Source organism: Nonomuraea sp. NPDC003201 (assembly GCF_053590415.1).
On the sequence record NZ_JBSFTC010000086.1, the window covers coordinates 1 to 18167 of the forward strand.

The window sequence follows — 18167 nt, forward strand, 5'->3', positions numbered from 1 at the left end:
CCTCGCCCGCCAGCCGTTCCGCCCCGGCGGGCTCGGCCGCCTGCTCGGCCTGCCCGACCAGGCGCAGGAAGCGCGCCGCGTCCACCTGATCGGGGTCGATCGCCAGCGTGTATCCGACCGGCCCGAACGTCAGCAACCGGCTCTGCGCCCTGGCCGGGCGTCCCGGTTCGAGCAGGCGGCGCAGGTTGGACACGTACGAGTGCAGCGACGCCTGCGCCTCGGCCGGTGGCTCCTCGCCCCACAACCGGTCGATCAGCGTGGCCGGGGACACCGGCCTGCCCTCGGCCAGCACCAGCACGTTCACCAGCGCGCGCAGCTTCGGCGCGCCGATCCCGCACGGCCGCCCGTCGTCGCCGACGATCTCCAGCGGGCCCAGCACACGAATGTCCAATGCCCTACCACTCCCACGAAGTCGTCGTCCGATCTTACGATGGGGTGGCCGGAGGCGCCTCAACGTCCTGGAACGCTATGCCATCGCCTCCTCCGCCCCGGCCGAAGGACTGCGGCAGCTCGGCGAGATCCCCGACGTGCCTGAGGGCGACGGCGGCGTGGACGAGGAGGACGAGGACGCCGCCCCCCTTCCAGATGCGCTCAGCCGCGGGGCCGGGCCTCGAGTACGGCGGCCGCCGCTTGCTGTGTCGCGGGTTTCCGTAGTATTCCCAGCATGATGACCATGGTGGCCGGCCGGTCTTCGTCGCCACCGCGCTCGGGCTCCTGGTCTTCGCGGTCAGGGAGCGGCGCCTGGTCTCCCGGTTACAGCGGTACGGCGTGCACGGGTGGGGCACGGTGATCGGGGCGGTCGTGCACGACTCGTCCCGGTATCCCGTCATCGCCTTCACCGACCACGCCGGCCATCACATCGAGTTCACTCCGCAGGTGGCCGGGATCGGCCTGCGGCTGACCGTCGGCCAGCAGGTCCCGATCGCCTGCCTCGACGGACAGTCTCAAGCAGCCCGGGTCTTCACCACGCGCTACCGTGTCCTGCCCAGCGTCCTGAGCGCTGTCGCGGGCCTGATCTTCCTGGTCGCCGGGATTGCCGTCATCCTGGTGTGAATCGTCCATGACTGAGTCGAGTTCACCGGCGTTGCCAGCATGATGGTGCTCCGATACCGCTATCGGAGCACGGAGTCCCCCTGGACCCGATACTGGCGGTGGCTTGAGCAACTGACCACGGCGACGACACGTGGAGCGCCCGGTGCGTGGAGGGCGCGCACTCCGGGTGCGGCGGGTGCGGCGGGCTGGCCGGGGAACCCAGGCCGGGTCCCGCACACAGCACTCAGGCGCCGTCCCGGCGAGCGCCGGGCTTGCGGTAATGCGCGGTGAGCCCCGCCATGAGTGCGGGTCGTGGTTGCGGCCATGGTCAACCTCTGGTGTGGAGGTCTTTGAGGCCATGGACGGCGGCGGCCGCACATGCCTGCATCCGGGGACTTCCCATTACATCCCTGATCCAGATCTTTGCGCCGTCCGGACTCGCTGCCGACCACTCTGGACGACATCGAGCACGCCGTGGGCACCGGTGACATGGCGGGGTGCTCGGCTCTGCCAACGGGCTGTGGCTGCGCATGTGGCGGTGCGCCGTACGCCGCGACGACTTTGCCAGTCTCGCCCGGCCGGCGTCCCTGGGGGTGGCATATGCTCCCCCGCACCTGCCCGCCCAGTCCGTCTCGACCTCGCCGATCCAGTTCTGACCCCAAGGGAGACGCCCCGGCCGCGGTGCCAGTCGGACATGCCTTCCAGGAAAACGTCCTCCTCGGTGACATAACGGTAGGCCCAGCTGGTGTCGCACAGAAGGTTGTCCGCCGTCAGCGTCAAATGGCTGAAGGTCAACGCCAGCCGATCGCGGGGGCGACGTGGGTCAGGACCGATTCGAGGAGATGGGCGTTGTAGTCCACGCCGAGCTGGCTGGGCACCGTCAGCAGCAGCGTGTCGGCCGCGGCGATCGCCTCGTCGGCGGCCAGTTCCTTGACAAGGACGTCGGGCTCGGCGGCGTACGTGCGGCCGAAGATGGCCCTGGTGGTGGCGTCGATGAAGCCGACCTGGTCGGAGCTGCCGCTCTCGTGACCGAAGTAGGCGCGGTCGGTGTCGGTGACGATCGGCATGATCGAGCGGCTCACCGAGACCCGCGGCTCACCCTCGTGACCGGCCTCCTTCCATGCCTGCCGGTAGGCCGCGATCTGCTCGGCCTGCTGGACGTGGAACGGCTTGCCGTTCTCGTCGTCCTTGAGGGTGGAGCTCATCAGGTGCATGCCCAGCCCGGCGGCCCACTTCGCGGTCGCGTTCGAGCCGGAACCCCACCAGATCCGCTCACGCAGCCCTTCCGAGTGCGGCTCGACGCGCAGGAGGCCGGGCGGGTTGGGAAACATCGGCCGCGGGTTCGGCTTGGCGAATCCCTCGCCGTCCAGCACCTTGAGGAAGACCTCGGCGTGCCTGCGCGCCATGTCCGCGTCGGTCTCGCCCTCGGCCGGCTCGTAGCCGAAGTAGCGCCAGCCGTCGATCACCTGCTCCGGTGACCCGCGGCTGATGCCGAGCTGCAGCCGGCCGCCCGCGATGAGGTCGGCCGCGCCGGCGTCCTCGGCCATGTAGAGGGGGTTCTCGTACCGCATGTCAATGACGCCCGTGCCGATCTCGATCCGGCTCGTTCTCGCGCCGACTGCCGCCAGCAGGGGGAACGGGCTCCCGAGCTGCTGGGCGAAGTGGTGGACCCGGAAGTAGGCGCCGTCGGCTCCGAGCTCCTCGGCGGCCACGGCCAACTCGATCGACTGCAGCAGGGTGTCGGACGCGCTGCGTGCCTTCGAGTACGGCGAGGACGACCAGTGCCCGAAGCTCAGAAACCCGATCTTTTTCACACGTGCTTCAACCCGCCCTGGCCCAGGGACATTCCGGACGGCCCGCAGCCACCAATCCCTTGGTGGCCAGGTCCCCATGGGACTCGCCGTCGATCCGGTCGGCGGAGTGGTAACGGCCGCGACCGTCGGCACCTTCTTGCACAACGGCGGGCACTGGCCCGTTCGCGTACCTGTGGATCAGGGATCTCCGGATCCGGCTTGCTTGCTCCCACGAAGGGATGTCTCCTTCCCCACCCTCAGCACAGAGTTTCATGCCTTTTTGTCACCTATGTCTATTTTGACAGGGAGGGACCACCTATGAAACAGCCACCAAGCCCGCACCATGATCAAGCGCCAACCACGGTTCCATTGATCCCCGAGGCCGCACACGGCCGCTCCACCGGCCGCGGCGTGGTGCGGCGGCCCGCCCACGTGCGTTCCCTGCGGGTCAGTCGTCCTCGGCCGGTGGGACGACGGGACAGTGCCTCGCGGAGCGCCTATCCCTGCTTCAGCAGCGGCCGGTACTCGCCGGGGAGTTGGGCGACCGTGTCGTGGTACTCCTTCTCCCCGATGGCCTCGCGCAGCACGGCGAACACGGCTCTCACGTCCTTGTGGGCATCCGCCTGGGTGACGCCCTCGCGTTTGGCCACGTCGTGCAGGAAGACGTCGGGCGAGATGGGCACGGCGCCCCGCTTGCTCCGGGCGTCGCCCCGTCGCAGGGCGGGGCGCAGCTCCAGGGGCAGGAGCGGGATCAGGTCCCGCACCTGGCCGCCCGCGAGCCTGAGGCCGAGGACCTCGAGCACGGCGTCCGCGGCGCGTGCCGCGCGGTCGCGGCCGATCCCGGCGCGCTCCCTGACCCGGTCGAGGAACGTGTCGTAGGAGAGGTTGCCGGTGAACGGCGGCTCCTCTTCCTGGGGTGGCACGGTGGCGGCCGCGGTGTCGAGCAGCGGCGCGAAGTCCGAGGGCAGCTCGGAGCGCAAATCGTCGAACTCGTCCGGGCCGACCGCCCGCCACAGCGCCGCCAGCACCCCGCACGCCCGCCGCTCCGCGGTGTCCGGATCGACCTCCATCTGCTCGGCGATGCGCCTGATGAACTCGTCGAGGTGGAACTTCTCCGTCGGCCCGTCGGCTTGGACGCACGGACGGAGCCGGTCGGGAAGGCGCTCGCCCAGATCCTCGGCCTCGCCCATGGTGATGCGCCGCGCGAGCGTACGTAGCGTCAGGCAGGAGACACGTTCCGCCTCCTCGGCCGGCACGTCGGCGGCCTGCTCGACGATCGTGATGAATTCCTGGTAATCCATGGCCTTCCCATCCCCCTTCAGGACTCGCGTCCGCCGCGGCTCGCGGGCACCGACAGCAGCACGTCGTACTCCTTGGGCAACTGGGAGGTCGCGTCGCGGAACTCCTTCATACCGACCGCCTCCCTGAGGGCGGCGAGGACGGCACGGGTCCCGCTCTCGGCCGCCGGGGCCGGCACCCCTGCGCGGTCGGCCACGCGCCGGACGAACGCGTGGACCCCGTACCCCTTGGCGATCTCGTCGTCCGGCAGCAGCCAGCCCTTCGCCGGCTCGGGCAGGCTCTCGGCCAGATCGCGTGCCTCTCCACCGCTGATCCGGTCGGCCAACACCTCGAGCACGGCGCGCGTGAGCGTCTCCGCCTGGCTGCGGGAGACACCGGCGCGCCAAGCCACCTTGTCCAGAAAGTCGTCGTATTCCATACCGTCCTGCCTTGGCCATTGGGCGCGGCCGTCGAATGGGTGTCCGGCAGCCGGCGCCGTCTCAATGGAGACGTCCGACGGCCTCTCGCCCCCGAAGTCCTCCCCTCCGCCCATTTGGACTAACGGTCACATAAGAATCATTGAACCCATTATTTGCCCAAAATGCGCAAATCCGACTGCAGGCCGACCGGGGCCGGCTGTGCCGGCGCCCATGCGTCAACAAGTCGATCCGGCCACCGCCGCGCAGCAGGACGGCGTCCGCTGCCGCCCTGGTTCCGTCCCACGGGCCGAGCATGTCGGCCCGCCATCCCCGGACCTTGAACATCGCGTACTCACCGCAGGAGAGTGCCGCACGCCACCGACAGAAACCAGACGCCGTCCACCATTGTGCTCAAATACTGGCGTGGGACATGTCCATAAGCGTCGCGCCCGTTCGTCGCTTTGGTGAAACGCCGTCGATTCGAGGAGGGCGCGATGAAGTACATGATGTTCGTCTGCACCGACACCGAGCCTGACACCGGCAAGGAGAACCTGCCGGACATCGAGGCACGCTGACGTGCCCGGCGACCGGGCGCCGCCCCACGTGCAGGGGCAGGTCGGTGAGGCAGATCGCCAGCTGCCAGCCATGATCGAGCAGCCGGCGCCGGGTGAGCTGCACCAGGTCCTCACCGCGTCCCGAGGGTCCCGAGAACGCCTCGGTAATCAGCTCGACCCGGAAGGCGAAGCCGGGAAAGCGCTGCTCCAGCGGGTCGGGCAGGTCCCGGGCCAGTCTTTGCGCGTGCTCGCTGGTGGGGCCGGGCGGGGCGAGCAACCCCACGACGACTTCCCCCAGGCTTTCCTGGCGCCGTTCGGACATGGCACGCACGTTTCCCGGATCGCCTCTCCTCAACCGAAGCCTCAGGTCATCGATCCCTCACGGCGGCCCGGACCACCCGCCGCCGGCGGCCGTGAGTAATCGTGGACGGCGAGTGGCGGCTCTACTACGAGATGACCCGGCCGAACGGCGCGCACGAGCTGCGCCTGCTCCGCCTGCCCGCGAGCCGGGCGTTCACAGCGTCCGGGCACGTTCCGCGAGGATCTGCGCGCGGGCGAGCTGCACCTCCCTGGCCTTGCGGGCGGCGTACCGGAGCACCGGCCCGAACGTCGCCCGCACCCTCAGCGCGTCCTCCACCTCGGTCCCCTCGCCCGCGGCGGCCAGCCCGAACCGGTAGTCCAGCCGCACCCCGCCAGGGCTGTCCACCTCGCCCTCGACGCCTTCGCGGGAGGCGCGCAACGTCACCTCGATCAGGTTGTCGTACTGCACGAAACCCAGGAACCGGAAGCGCTCCACGGACACGAACCGGGTCTGGCCGGGCTCCCGCCGCACGTCCCGCACCTCCACCACGAGCGGCGACAGGCCTACGTAGCTCGACGGCTCACTCAGATGCGTGAGCACCGCGGACGGCGGGGCCGCCACGTGGAAGACGTTACGCAGCACAGTCTCCGGCACGGTTCGGCCTCCCGGGCGTCGATATGCGATCTGCCCAGTATGGGGGCCAACGGGCGAGTCCTGCGATGAGGCTCACGCGCCGTGCCACGAATGCCAGAGGGCGGCATACGTGCCGCCCGCCGCGACGAGGTCGTGGCGCGTGCCCAGTTCGGTGAGCCGGCCGTCCTGCATGACCGCCACCCGGTCGGCGTCGTGGGCGGTCTGCAGGCGGTGGGCGATGGCGATGACGGTGCGTCCGGAGAGGACGGCGGCCAGGGCGCGCTCGGTGTGGCGGGCGGTCCCCGGGTCCAGGAGAGCGGTGGCCTCGTCGAGGATCAGCGTGTGGGGGTCGGCGAGCACCACGCGGGCCAGGGCCACCTGCTGCGTCTGTGCACCGTCAAGGCGGTGGCCGCCGGGGCCCAGGTGGGTGTCCAGGCCGTCCGGGAGGTCGTCGATCCAGTCGGCGCCGACGGTGGTGAGGGCCGGGCGCAGGTCGGCGTCGCCGGCGGAGGGGCGTCGACATGAGCGGTCAGCTCGAGCTGGACCTCTTTCGGCGGCCGGCCGAGGACGCGGGCGCGCCGACCCAGGGCAACTACCACTACCAGACCAAGATCATCGCCTCGTACCGCCTGAGCCTGCACACCGACACGTCGATCGTGAAGATCATCTGTGAGTGGCAGGAAGACTTCATTATCGTGCGGGACAGGCTGCCCCTGCTGGAGTTGGTGTCGGTCAAGCACCACGACCAGATGCTGTACACCACAATGAAGTCGCTGCGTGACCACGGCGAGATCGCGCACCCGTTCGACCGGTGGCTCGGCTACACCAGCTGGCCGGTCGTACGGCTGGCCAGCAACACGCGTCTGGGCGGCAGACCGGGTGACTACACGCCGCGTGCCCTGCTGGACGTGTGCCGGGCCGATGAGCTGGACACGCCGCGGAGGACCGCGCTGATCGCGCACTTGGCATGGGCCATGATGGAAATGGCAGCGAAGTCCACCACCCTGGACAACATCCCCGCACCCGCCGCACCGGTGCCGCCCAACCGAAACGGCACGACCCGGCCGGTTTACCGGCAGGGCTGTTCGAGATGCTCCTGCGGTTCGTGCGCAGCTGCAGTTCGACTGCGAGCAGCCAGCGAAGCATGACATCCGGGACGTCAACATCCGCCAGATTGTGGAACCAGCAGCCAGCACGCTTGGCTTCGCGCCATCGGCAGCCGCTGACGTCTACAAGGCGGTCGTCGATCTCGTCGCGGAAGCGAGCCGGGACGACAGCGGCCGACCCATCGACCTGGCCCAATATCTGACCAACCCCGGTGCCTACGACCCGCGGTCGGAGATCGCGCAGACGGTTCAACGGCAGACCGTCTCCCGTGAGGCGGTCCTGGACGCGATCCGGCCCGGCACGCGGCGCGCCGTCGGCGACCCGGTATCGCTGCTGCGGTCCGGGCAGACGCCGCCACGCGCCCCCTGCGGTCATCGCCTCATCGAAAAGATGCGCGACGCCCTGATGGGCGACGACGAAACAGACAACGCCTTAGGCCTGCGAGACCTGTGGCTGCACATCTGGCCGCAGGCCAGGACCGGGTTCCCGGAGCTCGATCGGGGCCACGCCGTCACCGCGATCGACATCTCACCGGGCGCTCTCGAAGTGTGCCGGCGGCAAGGCATGGGTTCCGCCGTTCGCGGCACGGTCGACGAGCATGCCGCGACCGGAGAGCGATACGACAGCTTCCTGCTCCTGGGCGCCAACCACGGCCTGCTGGAGAGCCGGGAAAGGGCTCCGGAATTCCTGCGGGCACTGGCCGCGATGGCCGCACCAGGCGCCATCATCGTCGGTCAAGGCCGGAACCCGACCGACTCCGACGACGCCCTGCACCTGCCCTACAACGAACGAAATCTCCGGGCGGGCCGCATAGCCGGACAACGCACTATGCGGGTCCGCTATCGCGACGTCGCAACGCCCTGGTTCCACTACCTCAGCCTGGCACCACGCGAACTCGCCGAACTCGCCAACGGAACCGGCTGGGAACTCGCCGACATCACCTACTTAGAGAACTCAACCGACGTCTACCTCGCGACCCTCCAACAACGGAAATGACCCGGCCAAGCATGCCCTCACCGCTTGATCACTCCGGTCACCGATAACGAGCTACACCCATCTCGTATCGAGTGGCCCGCCATGGATGCGTGCCCTCCAGACGTACTTCGCCGAAGAGATCGAGCCGCTGGGCCTGGCCGCCCGCGATGCCGACGACGCCGGACGGGCGCTGACCGAGGCGATGACCGCCTCGGTCGAGACCCTCGCGGCACACCGCGCGCTGCTACGGGCTACGCGCATGTCGGGGGCGTTCACCGTCGACATCAATCGTTATCTGGGGTTCTCCAGCGAACTGGCTGGTCAGCCACGTGCTATACGCCAGTTCCGTCGTCGTGGTTCAGGCGGTGGCTGGTGCCAGAAGCAATCGGCCGGAGGCGCTCCCGCCCGCAGGACTGTGCGACGGTGACGTTCTCGAACGAGCTCTCCGTGGATGCGTAAAGCCCGACGCCGCCGCTGCGCACAACGGTGTCGCGACCCTTCAGGATCTGAACGCCGTTCAACGTCACGGTGATGCGGTCGCCCTGAACCGCCGCACCCAGTCGCACGGGACCTGTCAACGGGTTGCTGATGGATGCCGTGGCCACTGTGACGGGACCCGACGCGTGAGCCTCGCGGATGATGCTCGCGTACTGGGTTCCGTTGCTCGTCTTGCCGACGTGGATCCGATACCCGTACGCGTCCGTGGTGTCTCGCAGCGAGATTCCTGCGTTACCGACGGATCCGTCGATCGTGACCGTGGTCTCCACGACATAGTCGCACGCCTCGGAGAAGCGCGTCGGCAGTGTCGAGTCGGCCAGTACGTGCGCCCGGCCACCGGCAGGCGGCGTGAGGTGCAACTTGCCCGAGGCGACGGACACAGACCCTGTTATTCCTCGCCAACTGGCCTGATCGAGCCCTTCCCTGATCACGATGTTGTCGAAGGTCGCGGCCCGCCGATGCGTAAAGGCGGCGGCGCCACCCGTCGGCAGCTGTCCGTCGTCCGCGGAGATCGACGTGTCGCCGACTTTGGCGCTCAGATGCCTCCCGATCGCGGATACGACCAGCTTGTGCGGGACGTTGGCGCCGATCGGCAGTGCGGTCTCCGCGAGAACCGTGGTCGTCGAGTCGTATATCTTCACGAGCTGCAGCGTCGCTCCCGACGTGGAGTTGAGCACTTCGGCCCGGTAGTAGTTGCGGGAATCGTGGTAGCGGAACGCGAGACCGGTACGGGCCGTCGTCTGGCCGCGTACCCCGGGAACGATGTCCGCGGCCATGACCACGTCATCGGGTACGTCCTGCAGCGCCGCGAACGACACCATGTCCGCAGTCGAGGTCTGTGCCAGCTGCGTGTCCGGCTGTGCGCCGGTGAGCGCCCAGGTGCCCTGCACCGGCGTCCAGCCGCCAAAGGATCCGTTGAAGTCATAGGCGGTGCGGTCCAGGCCGGCATCGTCGAACTCGTCGTTGAGCACGGGTGTCGGGGCAAAGTGTTCCTCGAGTGACACGGTAGTGAGGTTGCCCGTGCGGGTGAACGCGATCGGGGTGTCGTTCACCGTCACCGCATTCGCGTTCGGCGCGTTGATGGAGAGCGTGCCGGTGAACGGGTCCCCAAGCGAGATCCGGGCGGTCGTGCCGCGCAGTTCCACACTGATATCGGACACCGGTGCGGATGCGCTGATAACGGTGTTGCCTTGGTCGATCAGCGACGACCCTCTGGTCAGCGCGTACCTGGTAAGCCCGCCGCCCGAAGCACGCTCGAGGTAGGCGGTCTCGGCGTTGGTGGTGGCGGCCCCGAACGCCCTCGACGAGGGAGTCGCCTCGCGCGAAAGGTAGAAGAGTCCGGTCGCGTCTGGCAGGGCGATCTCCATCGCCGTCGCCACGGAGTGACTCACCCCGGGCATGGCGATGCGCTTCGCCGTCACCGAGGGCGCCGGGCCGGCCTCGCCGGGAACCACGACCGTGTCCAGTCCCGTCGGCCCGGTGGAGGACCAGTCGTACGACAGGTAGTCGACGTTGGTGAGTACCTGCTCGCCGACGCGTACGGCGCCATTCTTGTGGACCCTGGGGGTTACCGCGGCGCCGGCCGTCGCCACCGGGATGAGCCGCACGCCGGCAACGGGCGCGGCTCCCGGCACGGTGTCGAACCCGACCGTGGCGACCTTCGTCGTGGGATTGACGGTCACCGGATCACCGGGGAAGTGCCAGAGCTGCCGGTAGTCGTGCGCGGCGGTGTCACCGGTGAGGTCGTCGGAGACCACCCAGAAGCCGGGCTTGACGAAGTAGACCGCGCGATCGTGCGCGACCGGCCGGTAGCCCATCGCCGCACCGCGGTAGATGTCGAGGCCCGCGTTCGAGCGCCACAGCGACGTTGTGCGGGGGACGCCGGCGGTCTGCGGGACTCCGTCGACCTCGATGGTGTTGTGCGCCTCGGTTTCACGGCGCATCCAGTCGTTCGTCGGAGTCGCGCTGTAGTCCCCCACCCCGGAGTCGACGATCAGCGGACGCCCGTACGCCGCCATCACCAGGCTGAGGTCGTCCGGATGCCGATGCGAGGCGGTGTAACTGGAATTCTGGTTGTTGATCAGCATGTACCGGGCATCGGCGTCCCACCCGGAACGCTGAACCGCGAAGCTGATCGGAAACACCGTGGACGACAGCGTCGGGGCGGTCCCCTCCGTTCGGCCGGAGGCGACCCAGGTGAAATCGGGCCAGGAGTTGCGTACACCGCTCCTGCGAATGGCCGACGTACCCGCGTAGTTGTTCGGCGTGTCGCCAATCGCCGCGGGTTCAAGATTCGGCTGACGGGTCGCGAACAGCGAATCCGCGATCCAGTCCGCCCCCTGGACGAGCGAATCAGGAACGGTTCGCCCGTTGGCATCCGCGACTGCTATGACGGAGTTGAGCATATCCGCCACGTATGCCTGATAGTTGAACGCCGGCTCGCGGTACACACCGTCGCCCTTCACGTACGCACGCAGGAACCGCTCGGCCGAGCGCACCGCGAACCACTCCCAGCCAGACGATGACGAGAACTCGGGCAGGAACACGGCTGCCGCGTGGACGGAGCGGGCCATCGACATGTACCAGTTGTTTCCGACATGTATCTGCATCACGCCGACGAGGAAGTCCGCCGTGGCGTGCACGCCGGACAGGTACGCCACGAGATCACCCGGGTCGATGCCAGGATCGGTCCGGAACACGGAGAACGCGCTGACCAGCTGGGCGAGCCGCTTGGCCGCCGACAGGTTGCGGCCCTGCGGCCAGCTCTGATTGTCGGCGAAGAAGTCCAGCGAGATGTCCATCCACGCCGCCGCGTACGCCGCACGCTTCGCCGGGTCACTCTCGGACACGTAAGCGAATGTCAGTTTGGGCATGAACGTGAAGTCGCTCATCAAAGTCTGCGCGCTGCCCGGGGTGGTCTGCGTCCCACCCCAAAGGTCCTGCCAGTCGATGTCGATCCGCTGCTCGGCGCTGTTGTAGAAGTTGCGGGTCTCGGCGCCGAACCGGAAGATCCCCGCCGCGAGCTCGTCGGGGCCCGAGTCGCCACCGCCCAGGCCCTCGGCCGGAGCCGGGTAATGGACGTCGGCGCGGCCCGCGTAATACGCCTTGAGCTCGCTCGCGGCGCCCGCTTCATCACCGGCGGCCAGCTCAGCCGCCACCGCGCCGAGCCCCGGGCGCGTCAGGTCGAGCAGCCTACCGAGATCCGACATGTCGGCGACGGCGGCACTGCCCGGCGACAGAACCGCCGCCACCAGAGCCAGCACGACCGCCGCACGGGCCCGACCACGCGTGTACCAACGTAACTTGCTCCGTCTCACCACTGTCTTCTCCCTAAGCCCGTGAGAGTGTCAGCTGAGTCCAGCGCGTCAACCACCGGCCTGCTCCTCGTACTCGGCCTTGATCTTGTTGCCCACCCGGTCCATGAACTTCTTGATGGCCGGCTGCCACGCCGAGACGGGCTTGTTCCCCAGCTGGATCTCCAGCAGCACCGCGTCCAGTTCCTGCTGCTCGCTGGCAGCCTTGCTGGCGGCGGTCTCCGAGTACAGCCCGAGGGTCGGGTCCGCGACGGCGAGCGGGACGCCGGCGACCTGGTGGTCGTGCTGGTCCTGTACGGCCTGTCGGTTGCCCGGCTCGTAGATGACGGGCGATGCTTCGGCGAGGTACCGCACCGGCAGGAATACCTGGCTGCGCCCGCCCTCGGTGAGGGTCGGGTCGGAGCCGTTGCGGGTGAACGTCTGGCCCTCGACGCCGTACCGGAGGGCCAGGTACTCGCTGCTGCCGAAGGGTGAGCACAACCAGTCGAGGACCTTGAGGATCTGCTTGATCCGGTCAGCGTTGTCGGTCTTGGTTATGGCGGTGAAGCTGGACAGGGTCGGGCCGGGCGTGCGTAACCGCGTCCCTGTGCCGTCGCGGGTGGGCGAGAGCATGCCGGTCAGGCGGAAGCCGGGCACGTCTTTCGCCTGGCCGTAGAACTTGCCCCACCCGGCGTACCCGCCGATGGTGAACGCGGTCGTGCCGGCCAGCATCCACGCGTTGCGCTTCGTGTTGGGCGCGCCCGCGTGGTCGGGATGTATCACCCCCGGCTTCACCAGCTCGACGGTGTCCTCGAGGGCCTGCGTGAACTGCGGTGTCGTCCCGGAGTGGGTGAAGACGCCACCTTCGGCCTGCCAGGCGCCGGTGCCGCCGGGCCAGTTGCCGGTGATCCCGTTCATCTCAAGGATCGTGTTGAACGGGATCTGTCCGAACGCCCACCGACCGGCCCGCTCGTCGGTCAGCGCGGCCGCCATCTCCTTGAACTCGGCCCACGAATCGGGCTGGAGGCTGAGTCCTGCCTTGGCCAGCAGGTCGGCCCGGGTGTACAGCACGGTGCCGATCCGTGCCCGCGGCACGGGGATGCCCCAGATCCGCTGGTCGTAGACGGTGCTGCGCCAGGCATCGGTGGGCAGGGCGGCGAGGTTCGGGTAGGCGAGGACCGCGTCTCCGGACAGGTACTCGGTGAGGTCGGTGAATGTCGCCTTCAGCATGGCGGGCATCTGCTGGACAACGCCCTGGATAGCCACCATGTCGGGCAGATCGCCACCGGCGATGGTCGTGGCGACCTTGCTCTTGTAGTCGGTCGAGGGGACGTACGTGATCTTCAGTTCGGTGCCGAGTTGCCTGTTGAGGTTCTGCCAGTAGGGGTTCGAGCCGAGCGCGGGGGCAATCGGGTCGTAGGTGTACGTCAGTGCCGTGACGGCTTCGCCCTTCACCGGTTGTGATGCGGCGCTGGAGGAGGTCGGGTAGGTGAAGTATCCCGGCGACACCCCGGCCGGCTCGGCGGCCAGGTCGGGCGTGGCCGCGGTGACGGGCTTGTAGGTGGGCAGCCTGACCGACCCGGTCGAGCTGTTCGGCGAACTCGGGCTGCCGTCACCGCAGGCCCCGAGCAGCGGGGCCAGCCCCGCTGCCGCGCCGAGTGCCAGGACGTCGCGGCGGCTGAAGGTGGGTGCCATGACGTCTCCTTTCCGCATTGCGTGGACGACCGGTCAGCCCTTGACGGCGCCGACCATGAGTCCCTTGGCGAAGTGCTTTTGGAGGAAGGGGTAGATGAACAGGATGGGCAGGACGGAGATGACGAGAATCGCCATCTGGACGGAGATTTGTGGTGGCAGGTTCTCCAGGTTCGAGCTGAGCTGGTCGGACCCGATCGGGGTGTTGTTGACGACGTAGGTGCGCAGCACCAGTTGCAGCGGCCACTTCTCCGACGACTGGAGGTACAACATCGCGGAGAAGAAGGCGTTCCAGTACGCCACCGCGTAGAACAGCCCGATCACGGAGACGACCGCCTTCGACAGTGGCAGGACGATCCGCAGCAGGATGCGCATCTCCCCGGCACCGTCTATATAGGCGCTTTCCCGCAGCTCGCCGGGGATTCCCTGGAAGAAGGCGCGCATGACGATGACGTTGAACGCGTTCACCAGCACCGGCAGGATCAACGCCAGGTAGCTGTCCAGCAGGCCGAGCTGTTTGACCGTCAGGTACATCGGGATGATGCCCGGGTTGAACAGCAGGGTGAACACCGTCATCAGCAGGAACGGCTTTTGCAGCAACGAACCTGGCCGCGACAGCGCGTACGCCAGAGCGATCGTGGCGACGAGGCTGAGTGCCGTGCCGACCACGGTGATGCCGGCGCTCACCAGCAGCGCACGGGTGACGATTCCTCCGGACAGGACGGCCCGGTAGGAGTCCAGCGTCGGTTCGTTCGTCCACAGCACGAAGCCGCCCGCCCTGTTGACCTCCTCCGGGGAGGCGATGCTGGTCATGAGCACCGCCCAGAACGGCACCAAGACCGCCAGGCAGCCAAGGCCGAGCACGAGTCCCCGCGCACCGACCCCCAGCTTGCTGGGCTCGCCCATCCAGACCGGACGCCGGCTGCGGCCCGAGCGTGGCCGCCGCGGCGCCGTGCCCCCGGCGGGGCGCGCCACGGACACCGCAGTCGGCACAGATCGGCTCGTCACTTGGCGTACACCCCCTGCTCGCCCAGGGCGTGGGCCAACCGGTTGGCGCCGAGCACGAGCGCGACACCGACAATGCCTTTGATCAGCCCCACCGCGGCCGCGGTGCCCCAGTCGCCGCCGACGATCCCGTGGTTGTAGACGTAGGTGTCGAGTACTTCGCCGGCACCGGCACCGACCTGTGCCTGCTGCAGGATGATCTGCTCGAACCCGACGGACAGCGAGTCACCGAGCCGCAGAATCAGCAGCAGGACGATCACCGGGCGGATGGCGGGCAGGGTCACGTGCCACAGGCGGCGAGCTGCCGAGGCGCCGTCCACCACCGCGGCCTCCATCTGCGCCGGATCCACTCTGGACAGTGCGGCGAGGAAGATGATCGTCGACCAGCCGGTGTCCTTCCAGATCACCTGTGATGTGATCATGAGTTTGAACAACTCGGGTACGCCGACGATGTGGAACGTGGACAGGTCGGCCGAGCGCAGCCAGGCGTTGAGCATCCCGCCGTTGCCGAACATCTGCTGGAACAGGGCGACCACGATGACCCAGGACAGGAAGTGCGGCATGTAGAGGATCGACTGGGTGAGGCGTTTGAGCCGTTCGCTGATGGTCGCGTTCAGGATCAACGCGAGGCAGATCGGCAGCGGGAACACGAAGACCACCTGGATCAGCGTGATGATCAGCGTGTTGACGAGTGCGTTGAGGAACACCGGGTCGCCGGTGAGCACCGGCTCGAAGTTGTCCAGCCCGACGTACGGGCTGTGCCAGATTCCGAGGAACGGCTGGAAGTCCTGGAACGCGATGATGTTCCCGCCGAGCGGCAGATAGTGGAACAGCAGCAGCGCCGTGACCCCGGGAAGCGCCAGCAGCAGCAGGACCCGGTCGCGCCGCCAGCGGTCGCGCAGGCTACGCATCGCCGGTCTCCACCGGTGCAGGCAGGCCGATGGGCCGGCCCGTGACGCAGGCTCGCACCGCCGCCCGCAGCCGGTCGTCGGCATTGGCCGCGACCCTCCTGCTCCGGGCGACCGCGGGCGCCGGGTCGGTGGCGATGTCGGTGACCGCCGCGACGACCGTCGCCGCGGCACGATGGTCGAGCTCGATCACCAGGTCTGGGGCGCCGAGGTCGGCGAACATCTGAGATTTCGTGGTCTCGGTCGGCTGCCGAAGGTAGACGGTCGGGGTCGCATGTCGTGCGGCCAGGATCGGCGAATGACACTCCATGCTGACCACCAGCGACGAGACGGCGTAGACCCCGGTCGCCTCCTCCAGCGGCCAGTACCGGTCCAGGAGCCGGACCTGATCGAGCGTCCGTGGACTGAGCAGGCTGGGAAGCTGCTCGTGAGCGAGCTCGACGGCATAGCTCATCTCGGGCACCACGACGGCCGGCAGGCCGCTGACGCGTACCCAGGTCTCGATCGCCGCCGCCAGCACCGCCAGGTCGTGCGTCACGGTGGCCCGGTTGACCGCGTCGCGCCGCATCTGCTCGCGGGTCGGTTCCGTGCCGTAGATCTTCGCATAGGGGGCGTAGCGCAGCCGCGGAACGAAGCAGGCGAACCGACCGGGCTGCAGGCCGAAATTCTCCAGCAGGCGAGCGGCGGCGACGGCGTCAGTGTGGTCGAACGCGAACGTGCCATCCGGCCCGAAGGCGAGGTCGGGCCCGGTCATCTTCTGGCTGCGCAGGGTGGCCAGGGTCAGCGTTTCGCGGCAGTACACGAAGTCGGCGCTGTCGAAACGGTCTTTGACGTCGTCCTCGAGATAGGACGGTGGGAGCAGATCGACCATCTGTGCCAGCTCCGGCAGCGTCGCCATGGTCGGTGGGCACAGCGGATCCACGGTGATCCCGAAGTATCCATACGGGCGGCCCACGTGCTCGCGCCACCAATCGATCTCGGTGCTCTGGAAGGCGTCGGCGCCCGATCCGTGCATCAGGACGTCCGCGCCGTCGATGGCGGCGGCCAACTCCGGGGCGCTCGGCCCGTCCCCGCCGAGAGTGCCATCGACGACGCGCAGGTCGGGAAACGCGTGCCGCAGCATGGATCGTTCGCGCTCCTCCAGCCGCACCGGCCAGAGGATGACCTCGACCTCGGGGGCGAACCGCTGAAACGCCCGCACCACGCCAGGGGAGTGAGCCACGTCGCCGATGTTCACCGTCGCCCAGGAGGACCGGAGGAGGACGGTGCGACGTGTCGATGTCATATGTACTCCTTGTTGACGTAACGTTAAATCAAAATAGGGATGGTGAGACGTTACGTCAAGAACCTAGTAGGCTTCCACCATGGCAACGCAACGTGACGTCGCACGCGCGGCTGGGGTGTCACTCGCCGTGGTGTCGGCGGTGGTCAACGGCACGAGCCACACCCGGATGAGGGAATCCACCCGCACCCGGGTGCTCCGGGCGATGCAGGAATTGGGTTACCAGCCGAACCAAACGGCGCGCTCGCTGCGACTCAACCAAACCGACATGATCGCGATGATCCTCAACAAGATCGACAACCCGGTCTACGGACCGCTGCGGCATGGGGTCTACGAGGCGGCGGCGGAGCACGGCGCAACGGTCCTGCTGGGCGATGCCGAGACGATGCGCTCCGGCAGCCAGTTCCTGACCCGGCTGCTCAGCCAGGGCACGGTCGATGGCATTCTGATCCGCGGCGAAGGGCTGCTGGACGACGACGTGATGGCCGAACTCAGCTCCCACCCCAAGCCGATCCTCATCCTGGAACACGCACTGGACCATCCCTGGATCGACATAGACGATCGCCGCGCAGGCGAGATCGCCACCCGATTCCTGGTCAACCTCCACCACCGCCACATCGTCTTCGTCGGGGGTTCTGGATACATCTCCCAGCAGCGCTACCTGGGCTACCAGCAGGCGATGGACGCCGCCGGGCTGACACCGGCCCCACACCTGGCCACCGGGTTCGGTGAGCAGGCCGGCGCCGACGGGCTCCGGCAGGCCATGCAGGCGCCAACCGCGCCGACCGCCATCGTCGTCAACAACATCATGAGCGCGGTCGGGGTCCTGGCCGCCGCACGCGACCTCAGCATCACCATCCCCGACCAGCTGTCGGTGGTCGGCATCCACGACGTCGACCTGATGCAACACCTGCGCCCGGCCGTCACCGCAGTCCGGATGCCCATGTACCAACTCGGCCGGGCCGGCGTCGAGGCGCTTTACGACCTGATCGCGGGGCGGCCAAGCGCAGGCGGTGTCATCACCGACCCCGAACCCGAACTGGTGATCCGTGACTCAGCGACTGCTCTGACCCGGATCCGCGATTAGCGTTCGCATGATCGCCCGCGGCTGAGGCGCCCAGCAGATTCCGGACAGCCGACTACACAAGCTGACGGAAGTCTGGAAGAGGTAGGTACGTGACGAGGCGTCGTAGGCAGTTCTCGGTGATCTTGTCTACGGTGTACGCCGTCACCCGACATCTGTTGTCTTTGCCGCGCTGCTGCTACGAAGGAACCTCTCCAAGGAGGCGGAACTGCTGGCGCTTCGACATCAGAGGGCAGTAGCGTCTCGTTCCTTACACATCGGTCGCCGCTCGTGGAAGGTCTCCGGTGTTCAGCCGCCACGCTTCTCGTACGCA

15 protein-coding genes and 1 pseudogene are annotated in these 18167 nt (G+C 68.1%); 5 read left to right on the forward strand and 11 right to left on the reverse strand.

The annotated features are described in order from the left end of the window. Window positions 1-391, reverse strand: a 391-nt coding sequence (locus ACWDX9_RS27320) for an AfsR/SARP family transcriptional regulator (protein WP_449958767.1), incomplete at its 3' end; no start/stop codon positions are given. 377 nt (window positions 392-768) lie between these two features. On the opposite strand from ACWDX9_RS27320, the gene ACWDX9_RS27325 reads away from it, so the two are divergent. Continuing rightward, window positions 769-1053 (forward strand): hypothetical protein, encoded by a 285-nt coding sequence (locus ACWDX9_RS27325; RefSeq protein WP_449958769.1) that lies wholly within the window; start codon window positions 769-771, stop codon window positions 1051-1053. 476 nt (window positions 1054-1529) lie between these two features. Continuing rightward, window positions 1530-1688 (forward strand): hypothetical protein, encoded by a 159-nt coding sequence (locus tag ACWDX9_RS27330; protein WP_449958772.1) that lies wholly within the window; start codon window positions 1530-1532, stop codon window positions 1686-1688. Window positions 1689-1823: 135 nt separating this feature from the next. Here the strand turns inward: ACWDX9_RS27330 and ACWDX9_RS27335 are convergent, their stop codons facing one another. The 5 genes and pseudogenes from ACWDX9_RS27335 to ACWDX9_RS27355 form a co-directional block, all read right to left on the reverse strand. Beyond that, window positions 1824-2846 (reverse strand): LLM class flavin-dependent oxidoreductase, encoded by a 1023-nt coding sequence (locus ACWDX9_RS27335; protein ID WP_357744521.1) that lies wholly within the window; start codon window positions 2844-2846, stop codon window positions 1824-1826. A gap of 476 nt (window positions 2847-3322) precedes the next feature. Further along, on the reverse strand, window positions 3323-4126 hold the full coding sequence (locus ACWDX9_RS27340; RefSeq protein WP_449958775.1) for a DUF2267 domain-containing protein: 804 nt from the start codon (window positions 4124-4126) through the stop codon (window positions 3323-3325). A 17-nt stretch (window positions 4127-4143) separates the two neighbouring features. Then, window positions 4144-4542 (reverse strand): DUF2267 domain-containing protein, encoded by a 399-nt coding sequence (locus ACWDX9_RS27345; protein WP_449958778.1) that lies wholly within the window; start codon window positions 4540-4542, stop codon window positions 4144-4146. Between the two features lie 1048 nt (window positions 4543-5590). Then, window positions 5591-6031: an SRPBCC family protein gene (locus tag ACWDX9_RS27350; protein WP_449958781.1), complete on the reverse strand. Its 441-nt coding sequence runs from the start codon at window positions 6029-6031 to the stop codon at window positions 5591-5593. Between the two features lie 72 nt (window positions 6032-6103). Beyond that, window positions 6104-6517: pseudogene (locus ACWDX9_RS27355) on the reverse strand (ABC transporter ATP-binding protein); the annotation flags it as partial. Window positions 6518-6531: 14 nt separating this feature from the next. Here ACWDX9_RS27355 and ACWDX9_RS27360 point away from each other — a divergent pair. Together ACWDX9_RS27360 and ACWDX9_RS27365 are read left to right on the forward strand one after the other, a co-directional pair. After that, window positions 6532-7158, forward strand: coding sequence for a hypothetical protein (locus ACWDX9_RS27360; protein WP_449958784.1), 627 nt, complete (start codon window positions 6532-6534; stop codon window positions 7156-7158). Window positions 7159-7186: 28 nt separating this feature from the next. Next, window positions 7187-8113, forward strand: a complete 927-nt coding sequence (locus ACWDX9_RS27365; RefSeq protein ID WP_449958787.1) for a hypothetical protein — start codon at window positions 7187-7189, stop codon at window positions 8111-8113. 311 nt (window positions 8114-8424) lie between these two features. Here ACWDX9_RS27365 and ACWDX9_RS27370 read toward each other — a convergent pair whose 3' ends face one another. The 5 genes from ACWDX9_RS27370 to ACWDX9_RS27390 all read right to left on the reverse strand — a co-directional run bounded on the left by ACWDX9_RS27370 (window position 8425) and on the right by ACWDX9_RS27390 (window position 16773). Further along, window positions 8425-11841 carry an alginate lyase family protein gene (locus ACWDX9_RS27370; RefSeq protein WP_449958789.1) on the reverse strand — a complete coding sequence of 1139 codons (3417 nt, stop codon included), beginning with the start codon at window positions 11839-11841 and terminating at the stop codon, window positions 8425-8427. A 114-nt stretch (window positions 11842-11955) separates the two neighbouring features. Continuing rightward, a complete protein-coding gene (locus ACWDX9_RS27375) occupies window positions 11956-13578 on the reverse strand; it encodes an extracellular solute-binding protein (protein WP_449958791.1) in 1623 nt (540 codons plus the stop codon). A gap of 33 nt (window positions 13579-13611) precedes the next feature. Further along, window positions 13612-14568: a carbohydrate ABC transporter permease gene (locus tag ACWDX9_RS27380; RefSeq protein ID WP_449958794.1), complete on the reverse strand. Its 957-nt coding sequence runs from the start codon at window positions 14566-14568 to the stop codon at window positions 13612-13614. Window positions 14569-14579: 11 nt separating this feature from the next. Next, a complete protein-coding gene (locus ACWDX9_RS27385) occupies window positions 14580-15491 on the reverse strand; it encodes an ABC transporter permease (RefSeq protein ID WP_449958797.1) in 912 nt (303 codons plus the stop codon). Beyond that, window positions 15484-16773 carry a polysaccharide pyruvyl transferase family protein gene (locus tag ACWDX9_RS27390; RefSeq protein WP_449958800.1) on the reverse strand — a complete coding sequence of 430 codons (1290 nt, stop codon included), beginning with the start codon at window positions 16771-16773 and terminating at the stop codon, window positions 15484-15486. The genes ACWDX9_RS27385 and ACWDX9_RS27390 overlap by 8 nt, the downstream gene beginning before the upstream one ends. A gap of 79 nt (window positions 16774-16852) precedes the next feature. Here ACWDX9_RS27390 and ACWDX9_RS27395 point away from each other — a divergent pair, with 79 nt between their 5' ends. Continuing rightward, window positions 16853-17857 carry a LacI family DNA-binding transcriptional regulator gene (locus tag ACWDX9_RS27395; RefSeq protein WP_449958802.1) on the forward strand — a complete coding sequence of 335 codons (1005 nt, stop codon included), beginning with the start codon at window positions 16853-16855 and terminating at the stop codon, window positions 17855-17857. Window positions 17858-18167 lie beyond the last annotated feature (310 nt).

Coding starts and splice junctions, on each gene's coding strand:
- ACWDX9_RS27340 (WP_449958775.1), bottom strand. CDS start 4,126: ATGGATTACCAGGAATTCATCACGATCGTCGAGCAGGCCGCCGACGTG.
- ACWDX9_RS27345 (WP_449958778.1), bottom strand. CDS start 4,542: ATGGAATACGACGACTTTCTGGACAAGGTGGCTTGGCGCGCCGGTGTC.
- ACWDX9_RS27360 (WP_449958784.1), top strand. CDS start 6,532: ATGAGCGGTCAGCTCGAGCTGGACCTCTTTCGGCGGCCGGCCGAGGAC.
- ACWDX9_RS27375 (WP_449958791.1), bottom strand. CDS start 13,578: ATGGCACCCACCTTCAGCCGCCGCGACGTCCTGGCACTCGGCGCGGCA.
- ACWDX9_RS27385 (WP_449958797.1), bottom strand. CDS start 15,491: ATGCGTAGCCTGCGCGACCGCTGGCGGCGCGACCGGGTCCTGCTGCTG.
- ACWDX9_RS27390 (WP_449958800.1), bottom strand. CDS start 16,773: ATGACATCGACACGTCGCACCGTCCTCCTCCGGTCCTCCTGGGCGACG.
- ACWDX9_RS27395 (WP_449958802.1), top strand. CDS start 16,853: ATGGCAACGCAACGTGACGTCGCACGCGCGGCTGGGGTGTCACTCGCC.